14 protein-coding genes are annotated in these 13,746 nt (G+C 64.9%); 7 read left to right on the top strand and 7 right to left on the bottom strand.

Going from position 1 to position 13,746, the window contains the following annotated elements:
* Positions 1–93 precede the first annotated feature (93 nt).
* From WFP44_RS01000 to WFP44_RS00970, 7 genes are all read right to left on the bottom strand, one after another.
* Positions 94–723 carry a peroxiredoxin gene (locus WFP44_RS01000; protein ID WP_336924470.1) on the bottom strand — a complete coding sequence of 210 codons (630 nt, stop codon included), beginning with the start codon at positions 721–723 and terminating at the stop codon, positions 94–96.
* A gap of 131 nt (positions 724–854) precedes the next feature.
* Positions 855–1,457, bottom strand: coding sequence for a c-type heme family protein (locus WFP44_RS00995; protein WP_336924469.1), 603 nt, complete (start codon positions 1,455–1,457; stop codon positions 855–857).
* The gene (locus tag WFP44_RS00990; RefSeq protein ID WP_377923119.1) at positions 1,454–3,241 is read right to left on the bottom strand and encodes a SulP family inorganic anion transporter; all 1,788 of its coding nucleotides are present in this window, start codon (positions 3,239–3,241) and stop codon (positions 1,454–1,456) included. Before WFP44_RS00990 ends, WFP44_RS00995 begins: the two co-directional genes overlap by 4 nt.
* Before the next feature lies 1 nt (position 3,242).
* A complete protein-coding gene (locus WFP44_RS00985) occupies positions 3,243–4,823 on the bottom strand; it encodes a bifunctional protein tyrosine phosphatase family protein/NAD(P)/FAD-dependent oxidoreductase (protein WP_336924468.1) in 1,581 nt (526 codons plus the stop codon).
* A 40-nt stretch (positions 4,824–4,863) separates the two neighbouring features.
* On the bottom strand, positions 4,864–5,280 hold the full coding sequence (locus tag WFP44_RS00980; protein ID WP_336924467.1) for a DUF6691 family protein: 417 nt from the start codon (positions 5,278–5,280) through the stop codon (positions 4,864–4,866).
* Complete coding sequence (locus WFP44_RS00975; protein ID WP_336924466.1) at positions 5,277–5,720, bottom strand: YeeE/YedE family protein; 444 nt, start codon at positions 5,718–5,720, stop codon at positions 5,277–5,279. Before WFP44_RS00975 ends, WFP44_RS00980 begins: the two co-directional genes overlap by 4 nt.
* On the bottom strand, positions 5,717–6,634 hold the full coding sequence (locus WFP44_RS00970) for an MBL fold metallo-hydrolase (protein ID WP_336924465.1): 918 nt from the start codon (positions 6,632–6,634) through the stop codon (positions 5,717–5,719). The genes WFP44_RS00975 and WFP44_RS00970 overlap by 4 nt, the downstream gene beginning before the upstream one ends.
* A gap of 105 nt (positions 6,635–6,739) precedes the next feature.
* Here WFP44_RS00970 and WFP44_RS00965 point away from each other — a divergent pair, with 105 nt between their 5' ends.
* The 7 genes from WFP44_RS00965 (at position 6,740) to WFP44_RS00935 (ending at position 13,632) form a co-directional block, all read left to right on the top strand.
* On the top strand, positions 6,740–7,369 hold the full coding sequence (locus WFP44_RS00965; RefSeq protein ID WP_336924464.1) for a peroxiredoxin: 630 nt from the start codon (positions 6,740–6,742) through the stop codon (positions 7,367–7,369).
* Entirely contained in the window at positions 7,366–7,752 is a 387-nt protein-coding gene (locus WFP44_RS00960) for an ArsR/SmtB family transcription factor (RefSeq protein ID WP_336924463.1), read from the top strand. The genes WFP44_RS00965 and WFP44_RS00960 overlap by 4 nt, the downstream gene beginning before the upstream one ends.
* Positions 7,753–7,919: 167 nt before the next feature.
* Positions 7,920–9,779, top strand: coding sequence for a TonB-dependent receptor plug domain-containing protein (locus WFP44_RS00955; RefSeq protein WP_336924462.1), 1,860 nt, complete (start codon positions 7,920–7,922; stop codon positions 9,777–9,779).
* A gap of 5 nt (positions 9,780–9,784) precedes the next feature.
* Positions 9,785–10,678: an ABC transporter substrate-binding protein gene (locus WFP44_RS00950; RefSeq protein WP_336924461.1), complete on the top strand. Its 894-nt coding sequence runs from the start codon at positions 9,785–9,787 to the stop codon at positions 10,676–10,678.
* Entirely contained in the window at positions 10,675–11,667 is a 993-nt protein-coding gene (locus WFP44_RS00945) for a FecCD family ABC transporter permease (RefSeq protein ID WP_336924460.1), read from the top strand. Before WFP44_RS00950 ends, WFP44_RS00945 begins: the two co-directional genes overlap by 4 nt.
* A complete protein-coding gene (locus tag WFP44_RS00940) occupies positions 11,667–12,464 on the top strand; it encodes an ABC transporter ATP-binding protein (RefSeq protein WP_336924459.1) in 798 nt (265 codons plus the stop codon). Before WFP44_RS00945 ends, WFP44_RS00940 begins: the two co-directional genes overlap by 1 nt.
* Positions 12,465–12,555: 91 nt before the next feature.
* Positions 12,556–13,632 carry a glycoside hydrolase family 43 protein gene (locus WFP44_RS00935; RefSeq protein ID WP_377923127.1) on the top strand — a complete coding sequence of 359 codons (1,077 nt, stop codon included), beginning with the start codon at positions 12,556–12,558 and terminating at the stop codon, positions 13,630–13,632.
* The last annotated feature ends 114 nt before the right edge of the window (positions 13,633–13,746 follow it).

The raw sequence follows: 13,746 nt of genomic DNA, 5'->3' as shown, positions 1-13,746 counted from the left end.
CCTGCGTCCTTTTGATCCCTGATTTCTCTTATCACATCGTCCACGGAAAATCGCCCGGCTGCATCAGGCAGGCCGGGCGATTTGCCGAAAGCGTCAATCCAGCTTGGTTGTCCGCAGATAGGGGCGGAATTCCTTCCAACCCTGCGGGAAGAGCTTGGCTGCTTCCTCGTCCTTGATGGACGGCGGAATGATCACGTCCTTGCCCACTTCCCAGTCCGCCGGCGTCGCAATGGGGTAGGTGTCGCTGGTCTGCAGCGCGTCGATCACGCGCAGGATCTCGGCAAAATTGCGCCCCACGCTCATCGGATAGGTCATCGTCAGGCGGATGCGCTTGGCTGGGTCGATGATGAAAACCGAACGCACCGCCGCGGTTTCACTCTGATGCGGGTGGATCATGTCGTAAAGCCGCGCCACCGACAGATCGGCATCGGCCAGGATCGGGAATTGCAGATCGGTGTTCTGCGTGTCGTTTACATCCGCAATCCACGCCAGATGCTCTTCCGCCGTATCAGTGGACAGGCCCAGCGGCTTGACATTGCGCTTGGCAAATTCGCCCGCAAGCTGCGCGGTGCGGCCCATTTCGGTGGTGCAGACGGGGGTGAAATCGGCCGGGTGGCTGAAGAAGAAAACCCAGGAATCGCCCGCCCATTCGTGAAAGCTGAACGGGCCGAACTGGGTCTGCGTGGTGAAGTCGGGGGCGATATCGCCGATATGCAGCGTCATGGGATTTCCTTTCGCGGTTCGTCCGGCCCTCCATGCACCCATTACCGAGTCGGCTCAACATCAATTACACGATTAATGTAATCTATACTTCCAAATCTGTAACTGAAGTCTGCGATGGGGCCAGCCTTCGATCATCGGGCCATATCCGGCGCGCCCGCAGCGGAAATCGGCTGGCTCACGACAATCGCCCCGCGCAATTGCCCCGCCGAAAAACCGGTCGCCCGATCCGCCGGGTAGAGCCGGTCAAGCGCCGCCTGCACATCCGGCGCGATAGTGGGACCGTGGCAGGTGCCGCAGGGTTGATCCTGCATTACCACGCTGCGCAGCGTCACTTGCCGTGCCGCATCGCCGCGCCCCTCGATCCAGCCGATCATCCGGGGACGGCCCTCGTCATCCAGCGGGCGCGCCTGTAAATCGCTTAACGGGGCAACCAGATGGTTGGGCACTTCAGCCGCCGGATTGCGCGGGGCGAAAGATATGCGCCGCACCTCCGCACCCGTTTCCGCCGAAAGCGCTGCCGCAATTGTCGGGGCTTGCTGCGCGCAGACCTCGATCCCGGCAACCGGCCCGCCTTCGCGCAGCGCGGTCACCAATTGCAGTGACAGGCGTTGCTGGAACTGGTCAGCGATTGCACCTGCACGCGCCATGTCGGGCGCTGCGCCTGGCACGGTCGCGCACGAGGACAGGGCAAGCGCCAAGCCCAGCCCCATTGCGGTATCCCCGACCCTGTTCATATCATGCCTCTTGCCAGCAGCGGATCGGGCTCACCGTTCGCTGCCTCCTCGGCATTGGCTTGCGCCACCACCGCATCGAAAGCGGCGTTCTGCGACAGGAAGACGCGGCCCGTCAGCGCATCGAGGAAATGGCTGCGTTCCAGCGCGTCCATCACCGGGCCCTTCACTTCGGACAGGTGCAGCGTCACCCCCGCATCGGACAGGCGGTGATTGATTGCCTCCACACTTTCCAGCGCGGATGCATCGATCGCGTTCACTGCCGAACACATCAGGATCAGGTGTTTGAGTTCAGGCGCTTCGGCCACTTGCTCCAGCACAAACTCCTCCAGCCAGCGGGCATTGAGATAGGTCAGGCTTTCGTCAATGCGGATGGTCAGCACGCGCGGATCGGTAAAGACCTTGTGCCGCTTCACATTGCGGAAATGCTCGGTCTCCGGCACCCGTCCCACAATCGCGGCGTGGGGGCGCGAGGCGCGCCACAGGAACAGGGCGAGGCTCAAGGCCACGCCTGCGATCACCCCCGGCTCCACCCCGACCAGAAGTGTGACAAGGATCGTCGCCATCATCGCCGCAAAATCGGCGCGCGAATACCGGAACACTTCGCGCGGGGTTTTGAAATCAACCAGGCTCAGCACGGCCACGATGATCGTCGCCGCCAGCGTGGCAATGGGCAGCGAGGCGAGCAACGGGGTCAGGAACAGCGCCGCGATCAGGATGCCCACAGCGGTGAACGCGCCCGCCGCCGGGGTTTCGGCCCCTGCATCGAAATTGACGACCGAGCGGGCAAAGCCCCCCGTCACCGGGTAGCCGCCCGAAAAGCTCGCCGCGACATTGGCCGCGCCAAGGCCGATCAGTTCCTGATCGGGCGAAATGCGCTGGCGCTTCTTGGCGGCCAATGTCTGCGCCACCGACACGCTTTCGACAAAGCCGATGATCGACAACAGCAGCGCCGGGATCGCCAGCCGCCCCCACAATTCAGCATCGAACAGCGGCACGGTAAAGGGCGGCAGGCTTTGCGGGATGTCGCCCACCACTTTCACGCCCTGCGCCTCCAGATCGAACGCGATCACGGCCAGCGTGGACACCGCCACCGCCGCAATCGGCCCGGCCTTGGCAAGCAGATCGGCAGGCCGCGCGGGCAGGCCAGCCTTGATCAGCAGGGGCTTCAGGCCCTTGCGCACCCAGAACAGGAAGGCAGTCGCGGCAACACCGATCACCAGCGTGGGCAGGTTCGTCTGCGGGATCGCCGTGACAAGCGTGCTCACCAGTTCAGGCATGGCCTGCCCGCTGGCCTGCACGCCCAGCAGCGATTTCACCTGACTCGTGGCAATGATGATGCCGCTGGCGGTGATGAAGCCCGATACGACAGGGTGGGACAGGAGGTTCGCCAGGAACCCCAGCCGCAAAATGCCCATCGCCAGCAAGATCAGACCCGAAAGCAGCGCCAGGATCAGCGTGGCGGCAATGAATTCGGGGCTTCCGGGCGGGGCGATGCTGCTCGCCGCAGTCAGCGTCATCAGGCTGATAACCGCCACCGGCCCCACCGCCAGTGCCCGGCTGGTGCCGAACAGGGCATAGGCCATGATCGGCAGGATCGAGGCGTAAAGGCCCACTTCAGGCGGCAGTCCTGCCAGCATGGCATAGGCAAGGCTCTGCGGGATCAGCATGATGGTGACGATCATCGCCGCCACCAGGTCGCTGGTCAGGATGGTGCGGTTATAGCTGCGCCCCCAGTCCAGAATAGGCAGATAACGCGCCAGTCCGCCTGCCCCCGAACCGTTCATCTCAGGCGCCGATCCGGTGCGGCTTCACCATCCATTCGTGCCCTTTCAGCATACCGTGCCAATACACCGGCGGCAGGATGGTATCCTTCAGCAGCCACGACAGGCGCGAAGGGCGCGTCCCGTCGATCAGCCAATTGGGGAAGCTGGGCAGCAGCTTGCCGCCATAACCGAACTCGGCCAGCACGATCTTGCCGCTTTCCACCGTCAGCGGGCAGGAACCATAGCCATCGTAATCAGCCACAGGTTCCTTGCCATCCAGCGCGGCCAGCGCGTTGACGGCAACCACCGGCGCTTGCTTTCGTGCCGCCGCCATCGTCTTGGCGTTGGACGCGGAACACGCATCGCCCAGCGCGAACACGTTGGGATAGCGGACATGGCGCAAGGTTGCCTCGTCCACTTCGATAAAGCCGCTGGCGGCGGCGAGCGGGCTGGTTGCCACGAAATCAGGCGCGACTTGCGGCGGCACCACATGGATCATGTCGAAAGGTTCTTCCACGCGAACAACTTCATCGCCGCGCTTCTGCTCGAAAGTGGCGACCTTGCGCGCGCCGTCCACCGCGACGAGCTTCGATTCGAAATTGAGGTGCGCGTTGTAGCGCTCGACATATTCCATCAGCGCCGGGACATAGGCCGGAACGCCGAACAGCACCGCGCCCGCGGTATGGAACTGCACGTCGATATCGCGCAGCACGCCGGCCTTTTCCCATTTGCTGCACGACAGATACATCGATTTCTGCGGCGCGCCGGCGCATTTGATCGGAATGGGTGGCTGGGTAAACAGCGCGCGCCCGCGCTTCAGGTCCTTCACCAGCCGGTTGGTATAGGGGGCAAGGTCATAGCGGTAATTGGAGGTAACGCCGTTTTTGCCCAGCGTTTCGGCAACCCCTTCGATCGCATCCCAGTTCAGCTTGATGCCGGGGCAGGCAATCAGCACGCGGTAGGCAACCGCGCTGCCATCTTCCAGCAGCACCTGGTTGTTTTCGGGCGCAAAGCCCGATGCGGCCTGCTTGATCCATTCGACCCCGCGCGGCATCACCGATTTCTCGGTGCGGCGGGTGAATTCGGCGGAAAATACGCCCGCGCCCACCATCGTCCAGCCGGGCTGATAATAATGCACCTCGCTCGGCTCGATCACGGCGATGGACAGGCCCTTGCGCCGCCGCAGGATGCTGGAGGCGGTGGCAATGCCCGCGCTGCCGCCGCCGACAATGACAATATCATAAGTCTTCTGGCCGCCAGGGGCAGGTGCGCGCGATGCCTGCACCATTTCATACAGCTTGGTGGAACGCGCGCCCGTGCGGCAGAAGGCAAGCACCGGCGCGGGCATATTGGCCAGCGCCTGTGCCATCTGCGCGGCATCCTCGTCCGTAATCGCGCCGGGCACCACGGGGATATGGCGGAACTGCATCCCCAGCCCTTCCGCCACCGCCTGCAGATCGGCGGCGCGCGGCTGGTCGGGCGCTTCGCCATCGGGCCGGTTGCAGATCACCGATTTGAACCCCTGCGCGGCGGCGCGGCGCAGATCGTCGGCGCTGACCTGTTCGGTCACGGAAAAGTCGGGCGTAATCGACTTGATAGGCATCTCGCGTTCCAATCCGGCACCCGTTTCGGCGCCAATGTGACTAATGTTGCGAAGGCAGCATCCGGTGCAGCGCCATGCCTGCCACCATTGCAACCACGAAAGGCAGCACAGCGGTTGGCGCGATCGCCAGATCGGCAATCGCCGGGCCGGGGCACAGGCCGGCAATCCCCCAGCCCATGCCGAACAGCACCGCGCCAACCGCCAGCGGGCGATCAAGCTGCGTGGTGCCCGGCAGGCTGAACTTGGATACGGCCAGCGGGCTTGCCATCCGCCGCTGCACCATCCAGGCCAGCGCCATGGGGATCATCGCCCCGCCCATCACGAAGGCAAGCGTGGGGTCCCACGCCCCGAACAGGTCCAGGAAGCCCTGCACCCGCGCGGGATCCGCCATGCCCGAAAAGGCAAGGCCCGCGCCGAACAGCAGGCCGGCCGCCAAAGCGATCAGGTTCTGTTTCACAGCAAACCTCCCATGCGCAGCACGGCGACGGTTGCAAATCCGCTCGCCATGAACAGGCCGGTCGCGACCATCGACCGGCGCGACAGGCGCGACAGGCCGCACACGCCATGGCCGCTGGTGCAACCCGACCCAAGTCTTGTGCCAAAGCCCACCAGCAGTCCGCCGATCACCAGCGGCCAGATGGATGACGGGAATGTCACCTCCACCCCGCCCGCCAGCAGCGAGACAACCAGCGCGCCCAGCGGCAATCCCACGACAAAGGCGATGGCAAGGCCGCGCGGCGCGCCCGTATCGGCAATGCCGGTGGCGCGGGCGGCCATGCCGCTGACGCCCGCGATGCGGCCCAGCCCCAGCAGCATCACCGCTGCGGAAAGGCCGATCAACAGGCCGCCGGCAAAGCCTTCCAGCGGCATGACATGGGGGAAGCCGGGCAGGGTCATACCGCGTTCACCGGGATCTTGAGGTAAGTCACGCCATTCTCCTCTGCCGGCGGCAAATGGCCGGCGCGCATATTCACCTGCACGGATGGCAGGATCAGGCGCGGCATATCGAGCGTGGCGTCCCGCGCCTCGCGCATGGCGACAAACTCGTCCTCGGTGATCCCGTCATGGATGTGGATATTGGCCGCACGTTCCGCCTCTACCGTCGTTTCCCAGACATAGTCGGTGCGTCCGGCGGGCAGGTAATCGTGGCACATGAACAGCCGCGTTTCGGGCGGCAGCTCCAGAATGCGGCGCGCCGAACGGTAAAGCGTGCGCGCATCGCCGCCGGGGAAATCCGCCCGCGCCGTGCCGTAATCGGGCATGAACATCGTATCGCCCACAAACACCGCATCACCGATGACATAGGCGATACAGGCCGGCGTATGGCCCGGCACGTGCAGAACGGTGACATTCAGATTGCCGATCTTGAACTGGTCGCCATCCTTCCACAGCTGGTCGAAATCCGACCCGTCATGGCGGAATTCCTCGCCTGCATTGAACAACTTGCCGAACACGTCCTGCACCGTGGTGATATGTTCACCGATGGCGATCTTCCCGCCCAGCTTGCGCTGGAGATAAGGCGCGGCGGAAAGGTGATCGGCATGGGCGTGCGTTTCCAGCAGCCATTCGACCGTCAGCCCCTTATCCGCGACATAGGCAATGACCTGATCGGCCGAGGCGTGGGATGTGCGACCCGATGCCGGATCGTAATCCAGCACACTGTCGATAATCGCAGCCATTTTTGTTTCCGGATCGTGCACCACATAGGTGACCGTAAAGGTCGCCGGATCGAAGAAAGATTTGATCTGCGGCACGCCAGCCTGCGCAGCGGCAATCTGGGCGGCTGCCTTGGCAACAGCAGAATCGGCCATGACACTCTCCTATGAAATAGTATTTACATAAACTATGTAATCCTGTAGGGCCATTGCGTCAAGTCCCCATGCTTGGCAAGGAGACTGGATGAGAAGCCCGACGACATGACAGACACGCCCGCCCTTTCCCCTGCCCGGCCTTTGCGCATTGGCGACATGGCGCCCGATTTCATCGCCCGCTCCACCAAGGGGCCGGTGCGGCTGTCTTCGCAACGCGGGCGCTGGGTGGTCTTTTTCTCGCACCCAGCAGACTTCACGCCGGTCTGCACGACCGAGTTTGTGGCGCTGGCGCGGCTCCAACCGCAATTCGATGCGCTCGATTGTGCGCTGATCGGTCTGTCGGTGGACAGTCTCTACGCACATCTTGCATGGGTCAAGGCGATCGAGGATCAATTTGGCGTCCCCATCGGCTTTCCCATTATCGAAGACCCCAGCATGGCGATCGGGCAGGCCTATGGCATGATCGACCATTCCAGCCCCGATGCCATGGCGATGCGGTCGGCCTATTTCATCGATCCGGCGGGCGTTGTGCGTGCGATCACCACCTATCCGCACAATGTGGGCCGCAGCGCGGAGGAAATGCTGCGCCTCGTCGCCGCGTTGAAAGCGGTGGAGGATGGCAAGGGCTTTGCCCCCGCCGGGTGGCAGCCGGGCGATCCGCTCCTTGCTCCGCCACCTGACGGTGCAGCAGCCACCAACAAGGAGGCGGACTGGTTCTGCCGCACATTGCCATGACCGCGATATTCGAAAACCGCGACATTGCCGCCGATGTGGCGGAACGCCTGCGTGTCTACGCCCAGCCGCTGCGCCTGATGATCCTGAGCTGCCTGCTGCGCGGCGAACGCACCGTCGCCGAAATCGGCGAAATCACCGGCATCACCCAGCCCGCCCTCAGCCAGCAACTGGCCGAGCTGCGCCGTGCCGAACTGGTCAATACGCGCAAGGAAGCCAAGCAAGTGTGGTATGCGCTGGCGGATGACCGGGTGATGTCGTGTGTCCAGACGATGGAAGCGGTGTTCTGCGGCCAGGGTCAGACTGCCGCACCTGCCGCCTCGACCCGCGCTGCCGCGGTCGACGCGACGCCCGGCGGCGTGGCAGGCTTTGCGCGGATCGTGTAACACGAGGCACACCGAATGGGCGCAGGCGCCTGTGCATCAGCGATCCCCTTGAATTTCAATTGAATATCCTGTTTAGGGCGGCGCAACTGCCCTCAGGATGTTTCTCTAAGCATATGCGCCTTTCCCCACTTCCTGCCGCCTGTATCCCTGCCCTGCTGGCACTCACCATGGCGACGCTTCCAGCCGCCGCGCAGGATACCGCGCCGGAGCAGGAGCCGATTGTGGTCACCGGCAGCGCCCTGCCCGTGCCCGCACCGCGAATTGGCAGTTCGCTGACCGTAATCGGGAACGCAGACATCGTGCAGCGCGGCGATGCCGATGTGATCGATCTGCTGCGCACCGTGCCGGGTCTTGCGGTCAGCCAGCCAGGTGGAACAGGACAGCTCGCTCAGGTTCGTATCCGCGGGGCAGAGGGTAACCACACGCTGGTGCTGATCGACGGGATCGAAGTGGCCCCTGTCGGCAATGGCGAATTCGATTTCTCCACCCTGCTCACCGGCGCCATTGACCGGATCGAGGTGTTGCGCGGCCCGCAGGGGGGGCTTTACGGCTCCAACGCGCTGGGCGGCGTCATCAATATCCTGACGCGCGGCGGTGATGGCCCGGCGTTCGAGGCGGGGATAGAGGCGGGCAGCTTCGGCACCGCAATGGGCCGTGCTGCAGCCACACTCGGCAACCGCGAGACCTTCCTTTCCGCCACGGCCCAGTATCGCCGCACTGACGGGATCAGCGCGGCGGCGATCGGAACCGAGGCGGACGGCGATCGCAACGCCAGTCTCACCCTTCGCGGCGGCGCGCAAATGGCGCCGGGTGCGCGGGTGGACGCGCTGCTGCGGGTGGTGGACAAGCGCACGCAGACCGACGGGTTCGATTTTTCCGGTGGGCCGTTGCAAGGGCTGGCAGTGGACGATGGCAGCTATTCGAACACGCGCGACATCGCGGCTGGCGCGACGCTCACCCTTGCTCCGCTGGAGGGGTGGAGCACTGCACTTTCGGCCAGCTACACGTTCGGGCGGCTGACGGGCGGGGCGGACGGCACCGATTTCTTCGGTGATCGGGGTGCGCGAATCCGGCTTTCCGCGCGCAGCGCTTATGCCTTTGCCAGCGGTGGCGGCGATGCGGCGCACAGCATCACCCTGTTCGCGGATTACGAAAGCGAGCGCTACCGGAACGCTTTCCCTTTCGCGCCCGAACAGATTCCCGTGCAGCGCCGCAGCATGGCCGGGCTGGGCGCGGAATACCGGGTGGACCTGTTCGACCAGCTGTTCCTGCGCGCATCGGCACGGCATGACGATAACGCCGATTTTGCCGATGCGACCACCGTGGCGCTCACCGCCGCGTGGCAGCTTCTCGGCACCGGGACACGGCTCCACAGCAGTTTTGGCACCGGGGTCACCAACCCCACCTTCACCGAACAATTCGGCTTCAACCCCGGCACTTTCGTGGGCAATCCCGATCTGCGGCCCGAAAAGGCGCGCGGTTTCGATATCGGAGTGGAGCAGCACGTGGCCGATTGGTTGCTGCTCGATGTCACCTGGTTCACCGCCACCTTGCGCGACGAGATCGTGAGCCTGTTTCCGACCGTGGTGAACGATGCCGGCCGCAGCCGCCGCCACGGCGTGGAGGTGAGCGGGCGGATGGATCTGGGCTGGTTTGGCCTGTCGGGCAGTTTCACCCGCCTGTCTGCACGCGATCCGGATGGCACGCGCGAAGTGCGTCGCCCGCGCCGCCAGGCAAGCCTCGATGCCGATGCGCAGATCGGCGCAGGCCGCATCGCCCTGGGCGCGGTGTATAATGGCCGGATGCTCGATACCGATTTCCGCAACTTCTTTGTCGATTTCGCGGCCGCCAAGACGCCGCTTGACCCCTTTGTGTTGCTGCGACTGGCGGGTTCGTGGCGGGTATCCGACCGGCTGGAAGTGACCGCGCGGGTAGAGAATCTGCTGGATGAAACCTATCAGCAGGCGATCAGCTATGGCGCGCCGGGCCGGGCAGCCTATGCTGGCCTGAGGGTGGTCTTGCCCTGACCGGATTGACGGGGATTGCTGTGCGACGGATTGCGGGCATTGCGGCAGGCGCAGCGGCAATCGGGCTGGCCCTTGCCGCGGCAATCCTGCTGCCCGCCCCCCTTGGCAAGGCGGCCGCTTCCCCGCCCCTGCCGGCCCGCCCTGTGCGCATTGTCTCGCTGAATTTGTGCACCGATCAACTGCTGATGCAACTGGTGGACCCTGCCCGCATCGCGGCGGTCACGCATCTTGCCGCTGATCCGCATTACTCCGCCATGGCGGCCGAAGCGCAGCGGCTGCCCATTACCCGCGGCACGGCCGAGGAGGTGATCGCGCTGCGGCCCGATCTCGTGCTGGCGGGCACATTCAGCGCGCGGCAGGCGGTGGCGATGCTGCGGCGTCTGGGTTATCCTGTGGTCGAACTGGCCCCCGAAACCGATTTCGCCGCGATCACCGCCAATATCCGCCTCCTCGCCGCCGCCGTGGGGGAGGAGGAACGCGGTGCCGCGATGGTGCGCGAAGTGGAAGCTGCCCTTGCCGCCGTGCCGCCCGTGCCGCAAGACCCGCCGCTTTACGCAGACTATGCCGCCAACGGCTTTTCGTCGGGAGACGGCACACTGCTGGCAGAGGTGGCCAATCGCGCAGGATTCCGCACATTGGGGCAGCATCTGGGCTGGGACGGCGTGCGGCAGGTCTCGCTTGAACAGCTTCTGCACACCCCGCCCGCTGTGATTGATCTGGGCGATCCCGCCACTGCGCCCGCACTGGCGCAGGAAACCGTGCGCCATCCGGCCATGCGCCATTTGCTGCGCGATGCCGAAGTGCTGGCGACCCCGTCGCGCTATACCGCCTGCGGCAATCTGCGCACGCTGCGGGCGCTGGAGGCGCTGGTGGCTGCGCGGCATGGGCTTGACGCATGATCCGCACGCCACGCCTGATCGGCGCGATCCTTGCTGCATTGGCGGCGCTGGCCTTCCTCGCCTCGCTGACGCTGGGGCCGGTGGCTGTCCATCCTGCGGCGCTGTTCGTGCCGGGGACGGAATTGCACGGCGATGCCGCCATGCTGATCATGCGCGAAATCCGTCTGCCGCGTGCTCTGCTCGCACTGCTGATCGGCGCGGCGCTGGGCGCATCGGGCGCGGCCTTGCAGGGCTTCCTGCGTAATCCGCTGGCCGAACCGGGCGTGATTGGCGTTTCGGCCTTCGCTGCCCTGGGAGCAGTGATCGCGCTCTATACCGGTCTCTCCTCGGCCGTGCCGCTGGCCCTTCCTGTGCTGGCCACAGGAGCCGCACTGTTGGCGGCAGGGTTGCTGTATGTGCTGGCGGGCCGGGCCTCCACCCTGACGCTGATCCTGGCGGGGGTTGCCCTGTCGAGCCTTGCGGGGGCGCTCACCGCGCTGGCCTTGAACCTGTCGCCCAACCCCTTCGCCGCGCAGGAGATCGTGTTCTGGCTCATGGGTTCGCTGACCGACCGGTCGCTGCTCCATGTCGCCCTTGCCACTCCTTTCATTCTTGCCGGCCTTGTCCTCCTGCTTTTGGCGGCGCGCGCACTGGACGTGCTGACGCTTGGCGAAGAGGCGGCCACCAGCCTTGGCGTCGATCTGGCTCGTCTGCGCTGGCAAGTGGTGCTGGGGACCGCGCTCAGCGCAGGGGCGGCAACCGCCGTAGCGGGCGTGATCGGCTTTGTCGGCCTCGTCGTGCCGCACCTGCTGCGACCCGTGCTGGGCCACCGCCCGGCTGTGCTGGTGCCGATGAGCGCGCTGGGCGGTGGCCTTCTTCTGCTGCTTGCCGATATCGCGGTGCGGCTGGTGACGCCGGGTGCGGAGCTGAAGCTGGGTGTGGTGACCGCGCTTGTTGGCGCGCCGTTCTTCCTGTGGCTGGTGCTGCGCTCGCGCGGGGGAGCGGGCTGATGCTGGAGGCACGCGAAGTAACCGTGCGCGCGGGCACCTGTCCGATTATCGACCGGGTTTCCCTGCGCCTCGACCAGGGGGAACTGGTGGGCCTGCTGGGCCCGAACGGCGCGGGCAAATCCACTCTGCTGCGTGCGCTGGCCGGTGTCGGCACAGCCACGGCGGAAGGCGAGGTGCTGCTGGACGGCCACCGCCTCGACCGGATCGACCCCTGGGACAAGGCGCGCCGGCTGGCCTATCTGCCGCAGGATCGCACCATCGCCTGGGCCTTGCACGTGCGCGAAGTGGTGGCGCTGGGGCGCTATCCCCATCGCCGCGCGCTTGCCCCGCCTTCCACGGCCGACAAGGCGGCGGTGGAAACGGCAATGGTGCAAACCGGTATCGCCGCGATCGCCACGCGCCCGGCCCATGTCCTTTCCGGCGGAGAGAAGGCGCGCGTTCTGCTGGCCCGCGCGCTGGCGGTGGAAGCACCGCTGCTGCTGGCGGACGAGCCGGTCGCTGGCCTTGATCCCCGGCACCAGCTGGCGGTGATGGAATTGCTGCGCGCCCGTGCGCGGGCCGGGGCGGGCGTGCTGGCTGTATTGCAGGAATTGCCGCTGGCGGCGCGCTTTCTCGACCGGGTGATTCTGATGCACCGGGGGCAGATCGTGGCAGACGGCCCACCGGTCGACGTGCTTGTGCCAGACAGGATCGGGGCGGTTTTCGGCGTACGGCCTCTGGCAGGCGTGCATGGGGGCGAGGCGTGGCTGCTGCCGTGGAAAATCGATGAAAAGCGGGCAGAATCGCCTCTTGCATAGGCCATCTGGCCGGTATGAGTCGGCAGACCTTTGACAGCGCGGCTGCAATCCCGCATAACCTGCCTATCCCCAAAAGAAGCGAACGGAGAGACTGGTGCGAAAGAGTTTCCTTGCAATTGGTAGCGCTATCATCGCTTTCGGAGCAGTCGCCTGCTCGCAAGCGGCCACGGTAGAAACCGAAGCCGGCCCGCAGTTCCGCGATGAACCGCTGGTCAGCGAAATCTACACCGCCGATCCTTCCACCCATGTGTGGGAAGACGGGCGAATCTACATTTACGCCTCGCACGACGTGGAATCGGGTATCCCGGAAGATGATCTGGGCAGCCATTTCAACATGCGCGATTATCAGGTGCTGTCGATGGACCGCGTGGGTGGCCCGGTAACGGTGCACCCGGTCGCGCTCGACATTGCCGATGTGCCATGGGCCGGCAGGCAGATGTGGGCGCCTGATGCCGCCTACAAGGACGGCACCTACTATCTGTATTTCCCGGCGAAGGACAAGGAAGACATCTTCCGCATCGGCGTTGCCACCAGCAGCAGCCCGGTGGGCCCCTTCACCGCGCAGCCGCAGCCCATTCAGGGCAGCTATTCGATGGATCCGAACGTGTTCCGCGACAGCGATGGCACCCATTACATGTATTTCGGCGGCATCTGGGGCGGCCAGCTCCAGCGCTGGCAGAACGGCGTGTACGATCCCAACGGCACGGTGGACGATCTGCGCCAGCCCGATCAGCCCGCGATCATGCCGCGCATTGCGCGTATGGCCAACAACATGCTGGAATTTGCCGAAACCCCGCGCGAAGTGATGCTTCTCGACGAACAGGGCAATCCGATCCTGGGCGGCGACAACGAACGCCGCTTCTTCGAAGGCGCGTGGGTGTTCAAGCGCGGTGACACCTACTACTTCACCTATTCCACCGGCGACACGCACTTTGTCGTCTATGCCACCGGCACATCGCCCTATGGCCCCTTCACCTATCGCGGCCGCGTGCTGGAACCGGTGCAGGGCTGGACGTCGCACCACTCGATCACTGAAATCAACGGCCAGTGGTATCTGTCGTATCACGACACGCAGCTTTCGGGCCAAACCCACCTGCGCAACGTGAAGATGACCCCGCTGACCTTCAACGAAGACGGCACGATCCAGCCGATCAATCCGTTCAAGTAAGAATAAGGCGGTGCCAGCCGCTGCATGAACGGGCCGCTTTCCTGAATGGGAAGGCGGCCCTTTTCGTTGCGACAAAATGCGACTGGTTTGCGATTGGGTCGCAATGCTAGGCTA

Source organism: Alteraurantiacibacter palmitatis, from assembly GCF_037154115.1.
Taxonomy (GTDB): Bacteria; Pseudomonadota; Alphaproteobacteria; order Sphingomonadales; family Sphingomonadaceae; genus Alteraurantiacibacter; species Alteraurantiacibacter palmitatis.
Note: the sequence above shows the minus strand (reverse complement) of the source record. Positions and strands in the feature narration are given on the sequence as shown.

What these genes read in the sequence shown, in the direction of transcription:
- WFP44_RS00995 (WP_336924469.1), bottom strand. Translation starts at nt 1,457, where the DNA reads ATGAACAGGGTCGGGGATACCGCAATGGGGCTGGGCTTGGCGCTTGCC.
- WFP44_RS00955 (WP_336924462.1), top strand. Translation starts at nt 7,920, where the DNA reads ATGGCGACGCTTCCAGCCGCCGCGCAGGATACCGCGCCGGAGCAGGAG.
- WFP44_RS00965 (WP_336924464.1), top strand. Translation starts at nt 6,740, where the DNA reads ATGACAGACACGCCCGCCCTTTCCCCTGCCCGGCCTTTGCGCATTGGC.
- WFP44_RS00990 (WP_377923119.1), bottom strand. Translation starts at nt 3,241, where the DNA reads ATGAACGGTTCGGGGGCAGGCGGACTGGCGCGTTATCTGCCTATTCTG.
- WFP44_RS00960 (WP_336924463.1), top strand. Translation starts at nt 7,366, where the DNA reads ATGACCGCGATATTCGAAAACCGCGACATTGCCGCCGATGTGGCGGAA.
- WFP44_RS00945 (WP_336924460.1), top strand. Translation starts at nt 10,675, where the DNA reads ATGATCCGCACGCCACGCCTGATCGGCGCGATCCTTGCTGCATTGGCG.
- WFP44_RS00940 (WP_336924459.1), top strand. Translation starts at nt 11,667, where the DNA reads ATGCTGGAGGCACGCGAAGTAACCGTGCGCGCGGGCACCTGTCCGATT.
- WFP44_RS00970 (WP_336924465.1), bottom strand. Translation starts at nt 6,634, where the DNA reads ATGGCCGATTCTGCTGTTGCCAAGGCAGCCGCCCAGATTGCCGCTGCG.
- WFP44_RS00975 (WP_336924466.1), bottom strand. Translation starts at nt 5,720, where the DNA reads ATGACCCTGCCCGGCTTCCCCCATGTCATGCCGCTGGAAGGCTTTGCC.
- WFP44_RS01000 (WP_336924470.1), bottom strand. Translation starts at nt 723, where the DNA reads ATGACGCTGCATATCGGCGATATCGCCCCCGACTTCACCACGCAGACC.
- WFP44_RS00985 (WP_336924468.1), bottom strand. Translation starts at nt 4,823, where the DNA reads ATGCCTATCAAGTCGATTACGCCCGACTTTTCCGTGACCGAACAGGTC.